The organism is Rhizobium sp. SVR5-2C, from assembly GCF_056755115.1.
Map to the genome: position 1 here is coordinate 22,668 of NZ_JBNDHT010000022.1, position 13,734 is coordinate 36,401.

Annotated in this window: 12 protein-coding genes; 3 read left to right on the forward strand and 9 right to left on the reverse strand. The window is 60.2% G+C overall.

Translation table 11 applies throughout. The features are described from left to right. The first annotated feature begins 46 nt into the window (after nt 1-46). Nucleotides 47-574: an N-acetyltransferase family protein gene (locus ACPYOI_RS08905; RefSeq protein ID WP_481416037.1), complete on the forward strand. Its 528-nt coding sequence runs from the start codon at nt 47-49 to the stop codon at nt 572-574. Between the two features lie 3 nt (nt 575-577). Here ACPYOI_RS08905 and ACPYOI_RS08910 read toward each other — a convergent pair whose 3' ends face one another. Beyond that, nucleotides 578-1,789: an SGNH/GDSL hydrolase family protein gene (locus ACPYOI_RS08910; RefSeq protein WP_481416038.1), complete on the reverse strand. Its 1,212-nt coding sequence runs from the start codon at nt 1,787-1,789 to the stop codon at nt 578-580. 80 nt (nt 1,790-1,869) lie between these two features. Beyond that, nucleotides 1,870-3,093, reverse strand: a complete 1,224-nt coding sequence (locus ACPYOI_RS08915; RefSeq protein ID WP_481416039.1) for a lytic murein transglycosylase — start codon at nt 3,091-3,093, stop codon at nt 1,870-1,872. Nucleotides 3,094-3,294: 201 nt separating this feature from the next. Here ACPYOI_RS08915 and galU point away from each other — a divergent pair, with 201 nt between their 5' ends. Next, nucleotides 3,295-4,182 (forward strand): UTP--glucose-1-phosphate uridylyltransferase GalU, encoded by an 888-nt coding sequence (gene galU / locus ACPYOI_RS08920; protein WP_481416040.1) that lies wholly within the window; start codon nt 3,295-3,297, stop codon nt 4,180-4,182. Between the two features lie 2 nt (nt 4,183-4,184). Here galU and ACPYOI_RS08925 read toward each other — a convergent pair whose 3' ends face one another. After that, a complete protein-coding gene (locus ACPYOI_RS08925; RefSeq protein ID WP_481422800.1) occupies nt 4,185-5,756 on the reverse strand; it encodes an outer membrane beta-barrel protein in 1,572 nt (523 codons plus the stop codon). A gap of 140 nt (nt 5,757-5,896) precedes the next feature. Between ACPYOI_RS08925 and ACPYOI_RS08930 the strand changes: the two genes are divergently transcribed. Continuing rightward, on the forward strand, nt 5,897-6,892 hold the full coding sequence (locus ACPYOI_RS08930) for a KpsF/GutQ family sugar-phosphate isomerase (RefSeq protein WP_481416042.1): 996 nt from the start codon (nt 5,897-5,899) through the stop codon (nt 6,890-6,892). Here the strand turns inward: ACPYOI_RS08930 and ACPYOI_RS08935 are convergent, their stop codons facing one another. The 6 genes from ACPYOI_RS08935 to ACPYOI_RS08960 form a co-directional block, all read right to left on the reverse strand. After that, nucleotides 6,893-7,348, reverse strand: a complete 456-nt coding sequence (locus ACPYOI_RS08935) for an NfeD family protein (RefSeq protein ID WP_481416043.1) — start codon at nt 7,346-7,348, stop codon at nt 6,893-6,895. Nucleotides 7,349-7,351: 3 nt separating this feature from the next. After that, the gene (locus tag ACPYOI_RS08940) at nt 7,352-8,359 is read right to left on the reverse strand and encodes an SPFH domain-containing protein (protein WP_481416044.1); all 1,008 of its coding nucleotides are present in this window, start codon (nt 8,357-8,359) and stop codon (nt 7,352-7,354) included. 84 nt (nt 8,360-8,443) lie between these two features. Then, a complete protein-coding gene (gene hemH, locus ACPYOI_RS08945) occupies nt 8,444-9,478 on the reverse strand; it encodes a ferrochelatase (RefSeq protein ID WP_481416045.1) in 1,035 nt (344 codons plus the stop codon). A gap of 129 nt (nt 9,479-9,607) precedes the next feature. After that, nucleotides 9,608-11,500: a 5'-nucleotidase C-terminal domain-containing protein gene (locus ACPYOI_RS08950; RefSeq protein WP_481422801.1), complete on the reverse strand. Its 1,893-nt coding sequence runs from the start codon at nt 11,498-11,500 to the stop codon at nt 9,608-9,610. Between the two features lie 204 nt (nt 11,501-11,704). Next, entirely contained in the window at nt 11,705-12,070 is a 366-nt protein-coding gene (gene omp10 / locus ACPYOI_RS08955; RefSeq protein WP_481416047.1) for an outer membrane lipoprotein Omp10, read from the reverse strand. A 167-nt stretch (nt 12,071-12,237) separates the two neighbouring features. Continuing rightward, nucleotides 12,238-13,692, reverse strand: coding sequence for a homospermidine synthase (locus ACPYOI_RS08960; protein WP_481422802.1), 1,455 nt, complete (start codon nt 13,690-13,692; stop codon nt 12,238-12,240). Nucleotides 13,693-13,734 lie beyond the last annotated feature (42 nt).

Here is a 13,734-nt window from a genome sequence, read left to right on the forward strand (position 1 = left end):
GAGAAATCCGCTTGCGAGAAACCGCAGGCGGTATATCGATGCGGTAATGACCGTCTCTTTCCGAAAAGCCCGGCCTGGCGACGCCGCGAACGTCGCGGCCCTCACAATTCAGGTGTGGCTGCACACCTACGCGAAGACCGGAATCCGCCGGTCCATGGCGGATTATGTCCTCACGCAGTTCACCGAGGAAAATTTCAGGCGCCATATCGCCTCCGATCCCCAATACTTTATTCTTTGCGAGATCGACGGGCACTTGGCTGGCTATCTGCGTCTCGATTTCGAAGCGCCGTGCTCCGAACCTCTCGCGATCGATACGGAAATCGTGACGCTTTATGTCCAGGAGCATTTTCTCGGAAGGGGGCTTGGTGCCGCGCTGCTGTCGGAGGCAGACCGTGTTTTGGCGGCGCGTGGCAGGAGTGATGCTTGGCTCAGCGTGAACCATCAAAATGCGCCAGCAATCCGGTTCTATGAAAAGCACGGCCTTCGGAGATGCGGTTCGACCTATTTCGAGTTCGAAGGCGAGCGCCATGAGAACTTCATTTACGTACGCTCCAGCGGCGTATCGCAGGCTTAGCGGCTATTTCGTTGAGACCTGCTTCGGCTCCTTCGCTGCCGGTAGCCGGTAGTCGTCTATGCGTCCTGTCGGCGCCGGTTCCATCTTGCCTTCCTCCACCAGCATATCGCGAGGCGACTTCGTCTGGCTGGCAGGAAGCTGCATGCCGCCAAGAAGCTCCTTTCCACCGTCAAGATTGGGGTCCGAAAGGCTGATCGGCAGCTCAAGCGGGCTCGACGGCTGTCCGAGATGAGGTGCGTTACTCGTATCGAGACGCACAAGGTCGGGACTTGCCTGCATGCCGAGAAGGCGGCGGGCCGGCTTTTCAACATAGAAGGCGATTTTGCGCCGCCCGGCTTGCGTCAGGTTGATGCCGTCCGAAGTGCGCAGGCGCACCTGCTGGCCGTTGATGTCGGAACCGGTAACGATGAATTGGCCGTTCTCGTCTACGAAACCATCCCAGATGTCGACGAACTCGCCGCCGACGCCTTCGACCTGTTTGCGATAAAGCTGGTTCATCTGAACGGCATCGGCTGTCGCGGAGGGCGATTCGAAGGCGGGCAGCCCGACCCAAAGCAGCGGTATCTTGCGGGCGGTTACTTCCTTGCCGAATGCGACGACGCGGCGCTGATATTCGCCATACCATCCGTCGGTCTTGAATTTTTCCTTGCCGGCGTCGGTTACCATCTGTTGCCGGTCGTTGGCGCCGAGCATGACGACGACCATCGCCGGCTTGACCTCGTCCATCATCTTCAGGAGCTGCGAGGGCCAGTCATAATAGTCGTCACGCACGAGGCCAGAGGAGACATTGCCACGGGCTTCGACGACGACGCCCGGCGATGTCTTGAAGGCTTCCGTCATACCGTCGCCGAGACCGCTTGCGAGGAAGTCGCCGACAATCAGAATCTTCTGCGCGTTCTGCAGTTTCTGGACCGGCGGTTCCTGCTGGATCGGCGCCGCGGGCCGCACGGGAGCGGCCGCTCTGGTAGGCGAAGGCGGTGCCGGCCGCCTGCGCAACTGACGCTGTGGCGGTGCGCGGCGAACCTCGGGCGGCTGCGAATAGCGCTGGTCGATGTAACGGCGGCCTAGCAAAACATCCCAAAACGAGCGACGGTAGTAATAGCGCTCCTGGGCACCGGCAAAATCCGCTGGCGCGCTGAAAGAAAGCACTAAAGTTGCGGAAAGCAGCGCCCGCCAGCCAAATTTCCGCTTGTTGCCCGATATACGCATGGTCATGCCCGCCTCTCGCGACATTTTCGCACGGCGGTGGCACACGCGTCCACTCCCCATGGAACGATGTCGCGGATTTCTTCCTTCTAGCGCCGAAGAGCGTTCAGGAGGGGCTTGGAAGGTTGGCCATCGGCCTGCATGCCGAGACGTTCCTGGACGGCCGAGATGGCGGCTTTAGAACCCGAACCAAAGTTGCCATCGACCTTGCCATCGTAATAGCCAAGTGTCTTCAAGCGCGTTTGCAGCTCGAATTTTTCCTTGATGTCCAGCGTGCCGTCCGGGCGCGGCCAAGCTTGCTTCATACCGCCGTAGCCGGCGATTTCGTCGGCAAGCAAACCGACGGCAAGCGCATAGCTGTCGGATGCATTGTACCTCTTGATGGTAAAGAAGTTGGCGGTCATCAGGAAGCCCGGACCGCCGGCACCCGCCGGCATTTTCAACACGGCTCGCGTCGAACCGTCGCGGAAGGCTTTGCCGTTTGCACGGGTGACACCCATCGCCGCCCATTGGGCAATCGTGTGCGTTTTGCCGGCCTGCTTTGCGGCATTCGCCGGAACCGAGACTTCGTAGCCCCACGTTCTGCCTGTATCCCAGCCGTTCTTGGCGAGAAGATTGGCGGTGGTTGCAAGTGCATCCGGAATGGAGTTCCAGATGTCGCGGTGACCATTTCGGTCGGCGTCGACGGCATAGAGCAGATAGCTTGTCGGGATAAACTGCGTATGGCCCATCGCACCGGCCCACGATCCGGTCATTCCCTCGGCGGAAATGTCGCCGTTCTGCAGGATTTTCAGCGCGGCAACGAGCTGCTTCTTGGCATATTTCGCTCGGCGGTCATCTGCGTAGGCAAGGGTCGCAAGCGCACGCGGCACATAGTGCAGCCGGTCGTCCTTCGTGAGGACTTCGCCGTAGTTCGATTCCATCGACCAGATCGCGAGTATGATGTTCTTGTCGACGCCGAACTGGCGTTCGATCGCCTTCAGCGTCGCGGCATGCTTTGCAGCCATTTTACGGCCGATCTCGACCGTGTAGGGGTTTACACGGGAGTCCACATAGTCCCAAATCTTGGTTGTGAACTCAGGCTGAAAGGTCGCTTTTTCGAGGACGGTTGGGTCCGGCTCGGTCACTCCGGCGAAAGCTTTCCGGTAGGTTGCCTTGCTGATGCCATTTTGCGCGGCTGTTTGGTAGAAGTCCGCGATCCACTTCTGGAACCGCTGGTCGGCAGCCGCGTTGTGCGGAGCCAAACCTGCGGAAGCGGTCACCAAGAATGCGAGAGCAAGACCACGAAAGGAGTATTTGTGAATCAGGGTCATTGGCAGTCGTATCCGTCATCTTCGTTGCAAGTACGGCGGAGCTACAGTTTCCGTCCAAACGCGACACTACCGGAACGGAGTCAACAAATTCTTTACCATGACCTGTTTGCGCCGTCATCCTTCGTAAAACGGTAGCCTTTTCTATCTAGTTCACCCTAAATAGCCTGAGTTTATAGTGATATAGCCCCCTAGGAGGTCTACGTGGGACAGCAGAAGAAAGTTCGTAAGGCGGTGTTTCCAGTTGCAGGTTTGGGGACTCGTTTCCTCCCAGCCACGAAAGCCGTGCCGAAGGAAATGCTGACCGTCGTCGATAAGCCGATCATCCAATATGTGGTCGACGAAGCGCTCGAGGCCGGCATTGAACACTTCGTGTTCGTCACCGGTCGCAACAAACACATCATCGAAGACTATTTCGATATCCATTTCGAACTCGAGCAGACGCTGCGCGAGCGGAGCAAGGAGGCGGAAATCACGCTGCTTGCCGATCAGCTGCCAAAGGCAGGCTCGGTCAGCTTCACTCGTCAGCAGGAGCCGCTTGGCCTAGGGCATGCCGTGTGGTGCGCCCGAGAGATCGTTGGCGATGAACCGTTTGCCCTCCTCCTGCCGGACATGATCATGAAGGCCGAAGGCAAGGGCTGCATGAAGGGTATGATCGACCTCTATGCCCAGACCGGCGGCAACATCATTGCTGTCGAGGAATGTGCCCCCGATCAGGCACACAAATACGGTATCGTCGGCGTAGGCGAAGCGCGAGGGGATGGCTTCCGCATCACCGGCATGGTCGAAAAGCCTGCCAAGGGTACGGCGCCTTCCAACTTTTTCATCAACGGCCGCTACATCCTGCAGCCCGAGGTCTTCAAGATCCTCGAGACGCAGGAACGCGGTGCCGGAAACGAAATCCAGCTGACCGATGGCATGCTGAAACTGCTCCAGACGCAGGATTTTGCGGGTTACCACTTCCGTGGCACGACATATGATTGCGGAGCAAAGGATGGCTTCATCTTGGCCAACGTCGCATTCGCGCTCGAACGCGCCGATATCCGTCCCGCCGTCGAAGAGGGTTTCAAGGCGCTGCTGAAGCGTCTCTGAGGCTAGCGCTTCAGCCTGAGACCGACGCCGGCTCGCCATTGCTGCGAGTCGGCGCCCTCGTCCCGCTGCGTCAGCTCGTATCCCAGCGTGCTGGTGAAATCGAGATAGCGGTTGATGGCCCAGCTCAGTCCGGCACTGGTCGTATAGACCGTTTCATCGCTGCTGCCGCCTGAGGGGTAGTCCCGCAAGATCACCCCGCCCAGTGCCGTTGCCTGAAGATTGTCCCGCAGCTGGTGTGTGACCGCCGTCGTCAGCGCGTGCTGCACATAACCGCTCTGACCAGCCGTCGTCGAAGGCTCGATGCTAGTCGCCAGATCGAAACTCACGTCTGTTCCGCGAAGAGGCGACCAGAGCAGGCTTGCGTCGACGGTTGCGGTGCCGATCGAGTCCAGCCGGCTATCGTCATAGGTCGCGGTTTCATAGCCAAGGCCAGCCTCGCCCCTCAGCTTCTCTCCGAGATCGACCTCGACGCCGGCCTTGCCGCCGTAGGTGTTGCCGGAGCGCGCGAACCCTGCCGAATCCTCGCGTTCGTCATAGACCGTCTTGCCGACGGAAACTTCGATGAAGGGGATGAGCGCCGGCGAGAGTTCATAGCCGACGCGCGTTCGCAACGTGCCGGCCGTCTGGTCGCGGTCTGCCTGCGAGATCCTGGTGCCGTTCGAAAGCACGGCGTCGGAGTAAATCGTTCGGGTCAGGTCGAGCCCGGCAGTGCCGCGCAGGATACCGAAATCGCGCTGAACGGATGCGCCGGCCGAAAATTCCTGCACATCCGATTGCTGATCGGCATTGGCGATGGCATTCGGATCGTCGACATCCTCGCGATAGAACCGGTAGCCGCCTCTAATATGCGCAACCGTATCGTCGGGCAGGTCGAGCCGAAGGTCACCGTCGATGTTGAAGGCGGGCTGTTCCTCGCCACTTCCGCTAACATTCTGCTGCCATGTGCCCAGGCTCGTGATCGTGAGCTGATGCAGCGCCCAATCGGAAGTCAGCGTTGCATTGGCATCGGTTTGCAGGAAGGCACGCGTGTCTTTCGTGCCGCTGTCTTTCGTCGTTTCCGAGTTGATCGTCTGCGTTACGGAGGGGCGCAGCACGAAGGTGCCTATGCGGATGCCTTCCGTCTGCTGATCCAAGAGGGTTTCGTCCGGCTTACGTGGCGTCCTTCTATCATCGATCGCGGGTTCGCGGATGTTCAGGCGCCGTATGTCCTCGTCGAGGATGGAGCCGGTCGTTTCGTCCGATGGATCTGCATTCGTCGTCGTGGCCGTGGTCGCCTGCTGGTCGGCATCGGGCTGGGTCCCGCTGGTTGCCGCAGCCGGGGAAGGGCTCGCTAGGCCGCCGTCGCTGAGCGCGTTATCGCCTGCCGGCAAAGATTGTTGCGCGCTTAGGGAGCCACGAGCGGAAGATTGCGAAGTCGGTGCAGACGAAAGCGTGCCGTTGCCGCTCCTGCTCTGTGCCGATTGCGCAAGCCCGAGGCTCGGCACGAAAAACACCGCGACAAGAGCCACAGAGGACACGGCAAAACGCGTCGCCCGGAGCGGCGTCAAACTGCTCGTGTCTCTTTCCTTGGTCATCAGAATTCCGCGTGCGGCATGCTTCAATTCGTTACCCGAACGTAAAGCCTTGTGGTTAATCATTCGTTGCGTGTACGTCGTTCACAGGTTGTGAAGCGACGCGGGTGGACACCCCGAACGAAACGCGCTAACGCAGGATCATGATGAGGAAAGCACTCAATCTCGTTGAAGACGGTGTCCTCCAGTCCGCAAGGCGTACGATCGAGACGGAGAGACGGGGGCTGGAGGCGCTGGAACGCGCCTTGGACAACGGTCTTGCCGGGCCCTTTTCACAAGCCGTGGAAACGATCGGCGGCATTAGCGGCCGCGTCATCGTAACCGGCGTCGGCAAGAGCGGGCACATTGGTGCAAAGCTGGCGGCCACCTTTGCTTCGACCGGCACGCCTGCGTTTTTCGTTCATGCCGCGGAGGCCAATCACGGCGATCTGGGAATGATTGCGAAGGACGACCTCGTCCTTGCCATATCCAAAGGCGGCGAAAGCGCGGAACTGCGCAGCATCATTTCCTACACGCGCCGATTTTCCATCCCGCTGATCTCGATCACCTGCAGCGAGAGCTCGTCGCTGGCGGCGGCCTCGGATGTCGTGCTGCTCGTTCCGAATGAGCAGGAAGCCTGCCCGAACGGCCTTGCTCCAACGACGTCGACCTTGATGCAGCTTGCGATTGGCGATGCGCTGGCAATCGCGTTGCTTGAAGGGCGGGGCTTTACAGCACGGGATTTCCACGTCTTCCATCCGGGCGGCAAGCTGGGTGCGAGCCTCATGCATGTCGGCGATGTCATGCATACAGGCGACCGCGTGCCGCTCGTCGGCAAGGGTACGCCGATGCCGGAGGCGATCCAGGTTCTGTCACGAAAGCATTTCGGCTGCGTTGGCATTCTGGATGAAGACGGACGGCTCTGCGGCATCGTCACGGAAGGTGATATGGCGCGCAATCTGACGCGCAATCTGGCGGAACTGATGGTCGATGACATCATGACGCACACGCCGAAGATCGCGAAGCCCACCATGCTCGCAACAGCAGCGCTTGCGCTCCTGAACCAGCATCACATCGGTGCCCTGATCGTCGTCGACGATGACAATCGCCCGATTGGGCTCGTGCACTTCCACGACCTGCTGCGGATCGGCGTTGCCTGATCAGAGCGGCTCGACCACCAGGTCGCGCCCATTGCTCGCCACGACTTTCACCTGTGTTCCCGCCGGAAGGTTCGGGCCTATCACCCGCCAGATCGTATCGTCGAGGCGGATGCGGCCGCGGCCTTCCGCAATCGGCTCGGCGAGCGTCGCCGTCCGGCCGACGAGGCTTGCGCCCCGCTGGTTGAGGAAGGGCTCGTCGGTCGCATCGTGGCTCAGCGTCAGCCGGCGGCCGAGGAATGTGGCCGCAACGGCAAGGAGCGCGAAGAAAATGAGCTGAGTTTGCCAGACCCAGAAGGCTGCGTCCCACAGAAGTAGCGAAAGAATGCCGACGGCGAGAGCGGCAAGCCCGATCCAGACGAGGAAGACGCCCGGCACTATCATTTCGGCCGCAAGCAGCACGAAGCCCGCAATCCACCAGCTCCACGGTCCGAGTTCTGCAACGATGCGGGCCAGCATTCGTCAGCGCTCCGGGGTTTGATTGAAGGGATTGACCGGCGGCGTGGTCCGTGGCGGCACCTGGCGCGGACGCGGTGAAGGCGGATTGGAGTCGTCGCCGAAGACTTCCTTGGCAATCGCTCCAATGCCGCTCAGAGAGCCGAGGATGGAAGAGGCCTCCATCGGCATCAGCACGACTTTGGCATTGGAGGCGGAGCCGATCGACGCAAGGGCTTCGGTATACTTCTGAGCGACGAAGTAGTTGATCGCCTGCACATCACCCGCGGCGATGGCGTCGGAGACCATTCTCGTCGCCTTGGCTTCGGCTTCGGCCAGACGCTCGCGGGCTTCCGCCTCCCGGAACGCTGCTTCGCGTTGGCCCTCGGCCTCGAGAATGGCCGATTGCTTGGCACCCTCGGCGCGAAGAATCTGGGCATTGCGCGAACCTTCGGCTTCCAAGATTTGCGCCCGCTTCTCGCGTTCAGCCTTCATCTGCCGCGCCATGGCATCGACAAGATCGCTCGGCGGACGGATGTCCTTGATCTCGATTCGGGTCACCTTGATGCCCCACGGCTGCACGGCGTCGTCGACCACGCGGAGCAGCCGGTCGTTGATGGCATCGCGATTGGAAAGAAGCTCGTCGAGATCCATCGAGCCCATGACCGAACGGATATTGGTCATGGTGAGGTTGAGGATGGCGTTTTCGAGATTGGAGACCTGATAGGCGGCCTGCGCGGCGTTCAACACCTGATAGAAGGCAACCGCATCGGCGGAGACCGAAGCGTTGTCCTTGGTGATGACTTCCTGCGTCGGCACATCGAGCACCTGCTCCATTACGTTCATCCGCGCGCCGATGCGCTCGATGAACGGCACGATGAGGTTAAGCCCGGGCTCCAGCGTCCGCGTGTAGCGGCCGAAGCGTTCGATCGTATAGCGGAACCCCTGCGGCACGGTCTTGATGCCTGCAAACAGCACCAGGATCACGAAGACCACGAGTGCAATAACGACGATATCGAAACCGCCCAAGAGCATGAAAACCCTCCCTCGGCGCCAGGACGCGCCGCATCATCAGATGTGGTGAGTTAACATGTTCTTTGCAATTCGGAAATGACAGCCTCAGACCCAGCCAAGCAGCTCGCGGCGTACAACTTTTTCCAACACGCGCATGCCGTCCTCGCTGTCGTTGAGACAGGGGATGTGGGCAAATCGTTCGCCGCCGTTCTGATGGAAGGAATGAGCCGCCTGCTCGGCGATTTCCTCCAGTGTCTCAAGACAGTCGGAGACAAAGCCGGGGTTGATGATGGCGAGACGCTTGACGCCGTCCTGCGCCAGCTTTTCGACGGTCTTGTCGGTATAGGGCTGGAGCCATTCTTCCGGCCCGAAACGAGACTGGAAGGTCACCATGAATTTTTCCTCCGGCAAGCCAAGCCTTTCGCGCAGCAGCCGGCCGGTCTTCTGACACTGGTAGTAGTACGGATCGCCCCGTTCGAAGTAGGACAGAGGGATGCCGTGGAAGGAGGCGAGGATCATCTCCGGTTCCCAGTCGAGCGTCGAAAGATGCTGCGTCACCGAGTTGGCGAGCGCCTCGATATAGGTTTCGTCGTCGTGATAGTCCGGTACGGTGCGCAGCGCCGGCTGCCACCGCATCGTCAGCAGATGCTGGAACGCCTTGTCGTTGACGGTCGCGGTCGTTGCTGCCGCATATTGCGGATAGAGCGGGAAAAGAACGATACGGTCGCAACCTGCGTCCTTCAGGGCGTCGATACGCGAGGCGATCGAGGGGGTGCCGTAGCGCATCGCCCAATCAACCTTGACGTTCGGCAGGTCCTCCAAGCGCTCGGCCATGAGATCGGACTGGTTGCGCGTATAGGTGCGCAGATAGCTCTCGTTCTTCTCCTTGTTCCAGATCGTCTCGTAGGCCTTGCCAACCTTTTGCGGGCGGGTATTGAGGATGATGCCGAAGAGGATGGGATACCATTTCCAGCGCGGCTCCTCGATGACGCGGCGGTCTGAGAGGAATTCCTGCAGATAGCGGCGCATCGAAGCGTAGTCCGTGCCGTCAGGGGTGCCGAGATTGACGAGGAGGACCCCGATCTTGTCGGATTTAACGGGTGGATGCTCCGCCGGACGGTGTGAAGTTTCAACGGTCATCTTAGTCCCCCAACACTAGATAGTCTTTGCCGGCTCATCCGCAGCCGTGCCAGCCTGATTTCATCCCTATATGTAGGAAAGCCGGCCCAGGAAACCCCGGACCGGCTTTCATGATCGAGACAAATCGTCTTACTTCGCCGGAACCTGAAGCTCCTTGCCGACAAACAGGCGGTGAGGATTGGGATTGCCGTTGGCTTCGGAGATCTTCTTCCAGAGCATGCCGTCGCCGTAGAACTGCTTCGCAAGATCCCAGAGTGTATCGCCGCTGGCGATGACGTGGGTCGAAGGCGTTGCGGCAGCGGGTGCCGGCTCTGCAGGGGCGGGTGCAGCCGGTGCTGGTGCAGGCTGGGATGCAGCCGGGGCAGGCGCGGGTTCCTGCGTGGGTGCCGGCGCGGCCGGAGCCTGGGCCATGGCGCCGGAGACCTCCGTTACGCGCCCGTCGGTGTAGGGCTTGTAGGGGTTGTGCGCCGCCAGATAGTCGACTGTCACGTCGGCAAGATCGGGGCCGAAGTCATAGGCATTCTTGCCGGCCGTCTCGAAGACCGAATAGCCGTCGCCGCCGCCGCGCATGAAGTTGTTGGTGACGACGCCGTAGGTTTTGGCGGGATCGATCGGCACGAAGGTGTTGCTCTCTTCAACCCGAACGTCGCTGATGCGGCTGCCGGCAGGCTTGGACTTGTCGAAGCTGTATTTGAGACCGGCGACCTGCGCAAAGCGGCCGGCGCCCTGGTCGATCTGGCTGACACCGTTTTCAAGCGCCTTGACCACATCTTCTCCCGTCAGCTGGAAGGTGGCGACCGTGTTCTGGAAAGGCAGCACGCTGATGACTTCGCCCTGGGTGATCTCGCCGCCGTCGATCGAGGCACGCAGGCCGCCGCCGTTCTGGATGGCGATCTGCATGCCCTGGTTCCTCGTGCGGTCGAGCATGGCGTCAGCGACGAGGTTGCCCATGGAGCATTCCTTGACGCGGCAAACCGTGCGATCCCCCTCGATCGGACCTTCGGACGAGCCTATGACCTTCTTGCGCAGTTCCTCGATCGGCCTGGCCAGCTCCGCTATGCGGGTTGTCAGCGCCGCGTCCGGCGTGAACGAGGAGTCGATCAGGATCGGGTCGCCCTTGGCGCTCTTGACCACGCCGTTGTCATCGAAGTCGACAACGAGATCGCCGAGATACTTGCTGTAGGAGGCAGCCTGAACGACCGGCACCTTGTAGCCGCCTGGATTGTCGACCATCGTCGGGTAGGGGCCTTCGGCCTTAGGATCGGTGTTGGAGAGAAGGCTGTGCGAATGGCCGCCGACAACGACATCGACATCCGGAATCTTGGCGATAGCCGAGAGATCGCGCGGGTAGCCGACATGGGTCAGCGCGATGATCTTGTCGACGCCCTGCGCCTTCAATTCCTGAACGGCTGCGGTGATGGTCTGGACGTCATCGGCAATGATCACGTTCGGGCCGGGAGAGGAAAGCTCTTCGGTATCATTGGTTACGGCACCGACGATGCCGATCTTCTGGCCACCGACGTCGAGCACCACCGACGGCTTGATCCGATCGCGGAGCTTCGAGCTGTCGCCGGCAAGCACGTTGGCGGAAATAACCGGGAACTGGACTTTGTCGAGGAAGGTCGCCAAGCCATCCTCGCTGTCGTCGAACTCATGGTTGCCGACAGTCATGACATCGAACTTCATGGCGTTCAGCATCTCGGCTTCCACGGCACCTTTATAGGTCGTGTAGAAGAGCGAGCCCTGAAAATTGTCGCCGGCGTTCAGCAGCAGGACATTCCGGCCGGAAAGTGCCTGACGTCGCTGGTCGATCGCGGTCTTCAAACGGGCGGCGCCGCCGAAGCATTCCTTCTTGCCTTCTTCTTCTGCCGAACAGGTGGAATCGAACTTGTTGATCGGTTCGACGCGTGAATGGAAATCGTTGATATGAAGAATATTGAGCTGGTAGTCCGCGAACGCGGCGCTGGTGCTGAGCGCCAGCATCGATGCGGTCAGCAGACCGAAGCTAAAAGACTTGGTCATTCCTCTCTCCTGATTTTAATGGCGAAAGTCCTTACCCCCGACTTCGCCCGTCCCTCATCTCGTCGGTTGCCCGGCGAGCGGATGTTTTCACCAAGCCTGCGTAATCGCAAGCGAAAAGCGATGACCGCCGGAACGCTTTCCATGAGGCAAGAACAAAAAAGCTCCCGCGAGGGGAGCTTTTTGTGCTGAACGCTGATCGGGAAATTACATCTGGCGCGTTAGCGTGAATTGCGAACCTGCGTCCGACGTGCAGTTCAGCTGATTTTGACTAACCAGCGCGCAATTGACCTTGGACTGCGTCTTGCGAACCAGCGAGGTCATGCTGATTTCCACCAGCGACGGCGAGCTGTTGACGTAGGTGCCGGATGCGAGCATCTGGTTGGTGTCGGTCGTACGGGTGGTGAAGGTGCCAGCCTGGAAGGTGGAAACAATACCGTTCGGATCAGTCCAGGAACCCTCGACGCCGGTCGGCGCAGCGCGTGCCGCGACCGGCATGGGGCGCGGGTTCGAGACACAGGCGGCAAGCGCTGCTGCTGCACCCGCAAGAACGAGAATGTTTCTGACCGTCATAGGTTTCTCCAGGCGATTCGAAGCGGACGATGGCCGCGAAAGTCCCGAAAAACATGGCGCGAGCCCGCCGCCATGGCAAGCCTGCTGCAACGGGAAAGCGAAATTACACTGCAGGCGTTACAAAAATGCCCGCCTTTCGGCGGGCATCGATGCTGATCTGAATCCGGTTACGAGCGAACCAGGATGTTCCTGAACTGCCACGGATCCTTGGTGTCGATGTCTTCCGGGAAAAGGCCCGGGCGGCCATCGAGCGGAGTCCAGTCGGTGTAGTGGCCTTCAACCGGGCCGAGATAGGGAAGCTGCACTTCAAGGCAGCGCTTGTAGTCCATCTCGTCGGCTTCGACGATGCCGGCCGTCGGGTGTTCGAGAGCCCAGACCATGCCGGCCAGAACGGCGGAGGTCACCTGCATGCCAGTCGCGTTCTGGTAAGGAGCGATGCGGCGGGTCTCTTCGACGGACAGACGGGAGCCGTACCAGAAGGCATTCTTTTCGTGACCGTAGAGGAGTACGCCGAGTTCATCGATCCCGTCCTCCAGCTCGTCCTCGTCGAGAACGTGGTGAACCGGCTGCGGCGTGCCGCCGTTGCCGAACATCTCGTGCAGGGAGAGAACGGCATCATTTGCCGGATGGTAGGCGTAGTGGCAGGTCGGGCGGAAGGTGACTTCGCCGTCCTTGTCGCGAACCGTGAAAAAGTCGGCGATCGAGATCGACTCGTTATGCGTGACGAGGAAGCCGTACTGCGGGCCTGGCGTTGGGCACCAGGTGCGAACGCGGGTGTTGGCGCCCGGCTGTTCCAGGTAGATTGCGGCTTGGCAGCCCTTCTTGTGCTTCTTGGCGTTCTTTGGCATCCAGTTCTCATGGGTGCCCCAGCCGAGTTCGGCCGGCTGCAGGCCTTCGGAGATGAAGCCTTCGACCGACCAAGTGTTCCAGAAGACGTTGAGCGGCTTCGGATGCTTGGTGCGCTGGGTGTCGCGCTCGGCGATGTGAATGCCCTTGACGCCGACCTTCTTCATCAGCTTCGCCCAGCCTTCGCGATCGTGCTGATCCGGCTGTTCGAACTTGAGGCCGATATCGTTAGCGAGGGTGACGAGTGCCTGCTTGACGAACCAGGAAACCATGCCGGGGTTCGCGCCGCAGGTGGAGACGGCGGTCGGGCCGCCGGGATTCTTGGCCTTCTCCTTAAGAAGGGTTTCGCGCAGCGCATAATTCGTGCGGTCGGCGTTCTTCAGGTCCTTGTCGAAATAGAAGCCGAGCCACGGTTCGACGACGGTGTCGATGTAGAGAGCACCGAGCTTGCGGCAGAGCTTCATCAGGTCGACCGATCCGGTATCGACGGAAAGATTGACGCAGAAACCCTGGCCACCGCCTTCGGTCAGAAGCGGCTTCAGCAGATCCTTGTAGTTTTCCTTGGTGACATGCGACTTGATGTGCCTCACGCCGTGCTTTGCCATTATTTCGGTGTGATCTGCGTCGTCACGCGGGTCGATGACTACCATCCGGCTCTTGTCGAATTTGAAGTGGCGCTCGATCAGCGGCAGCGTACCGCGGCCGATGGAGCCAAAGCCGATCATGACGATCGGGCCGGTAATTTCGGAATATACCGGATGGTTCTGTTCCGTCATTCTTTTCTCCTGTGTGGAAGCGGCAAGCCTCAAGAATTATTT

Coding starts and splice junctions, on each gene's coding strand:
- ACPYOI_RS08940 (WP_481416044.1), bottom strand. CDS start 8,359: ATGCTCTTGGGCGGTTTCGATATCGTCGTTATTGCACTCGTGGTCTTC.
- ACPYOI_RS08925 (WP_481422800.1), bottom strand. CDS start 5,756: ATGACCAAGGAAAGAGACACGAGCAGTTTGACGCCGCTCCGGGCGACG.
- ACPYOI_RS08905 (WP_481416037.1), top strand. CDS start 47: ATGACCGTCTCTTTCCGAAAAGCCCGGCCTGGCGACGCCGCGAACGTC.
- omp10 (WP_481416047.1), bottom strand. CDS start 12,070: ATGACGGTCAGAAACATTCTCGTTCTTGCGGGTGCAGCAGCAGCGCTT.
- ACPYOI_RS08950 (WP_481422801.1), bottom strand. CDS start 11,500: ATGACCAAGTCTTTTAGCTTCGGTCTGCTGACCGCATCGATGCTGGCG.
- hemH (WP_481416045.1), bottom strand. CDS start 9,478: ATGACCGTTGAAACTTCACACCGTCCGGCGGAGCATCCACCCGTTAAA.
- ACPYOI_RS08960 (WP_481422802.1), bottom strand. CDS start 13,692: ATGACGGAACAGAACCATCCGGTATATTCCGAAATTACCGGCCCGATC.
- ACPYOI_RS08915 (WP_481416039.1), bottom strand. CDS start 3,093: ATGACCCTGATTCACAAATACTCCTTTCGTGGTCTTGCTCTCGCATTC.
- ACPYOI_RS08910 (WP_481416038.1), bottom strand. CDS start 1,789: ATGACCATGCGTATATCGGGCAACAAGCGGAAATTTGGCTGGCGGGCG.
- ACPYOI_RS08935 (WP_481416043.1), bottom strand. CDS start 7,348: ATGCTGGCCCGCATCGTTGCAGAACTCGGACCGTGGAGCTGGTGGATT.
- ACPYOI_RS08930 (WP_481416042.1), top strand. CDS start 5,897: ATGATGAGGAAAGCACTCAATCTCGTTGAAGACGGTGTCCTCCAGTCC.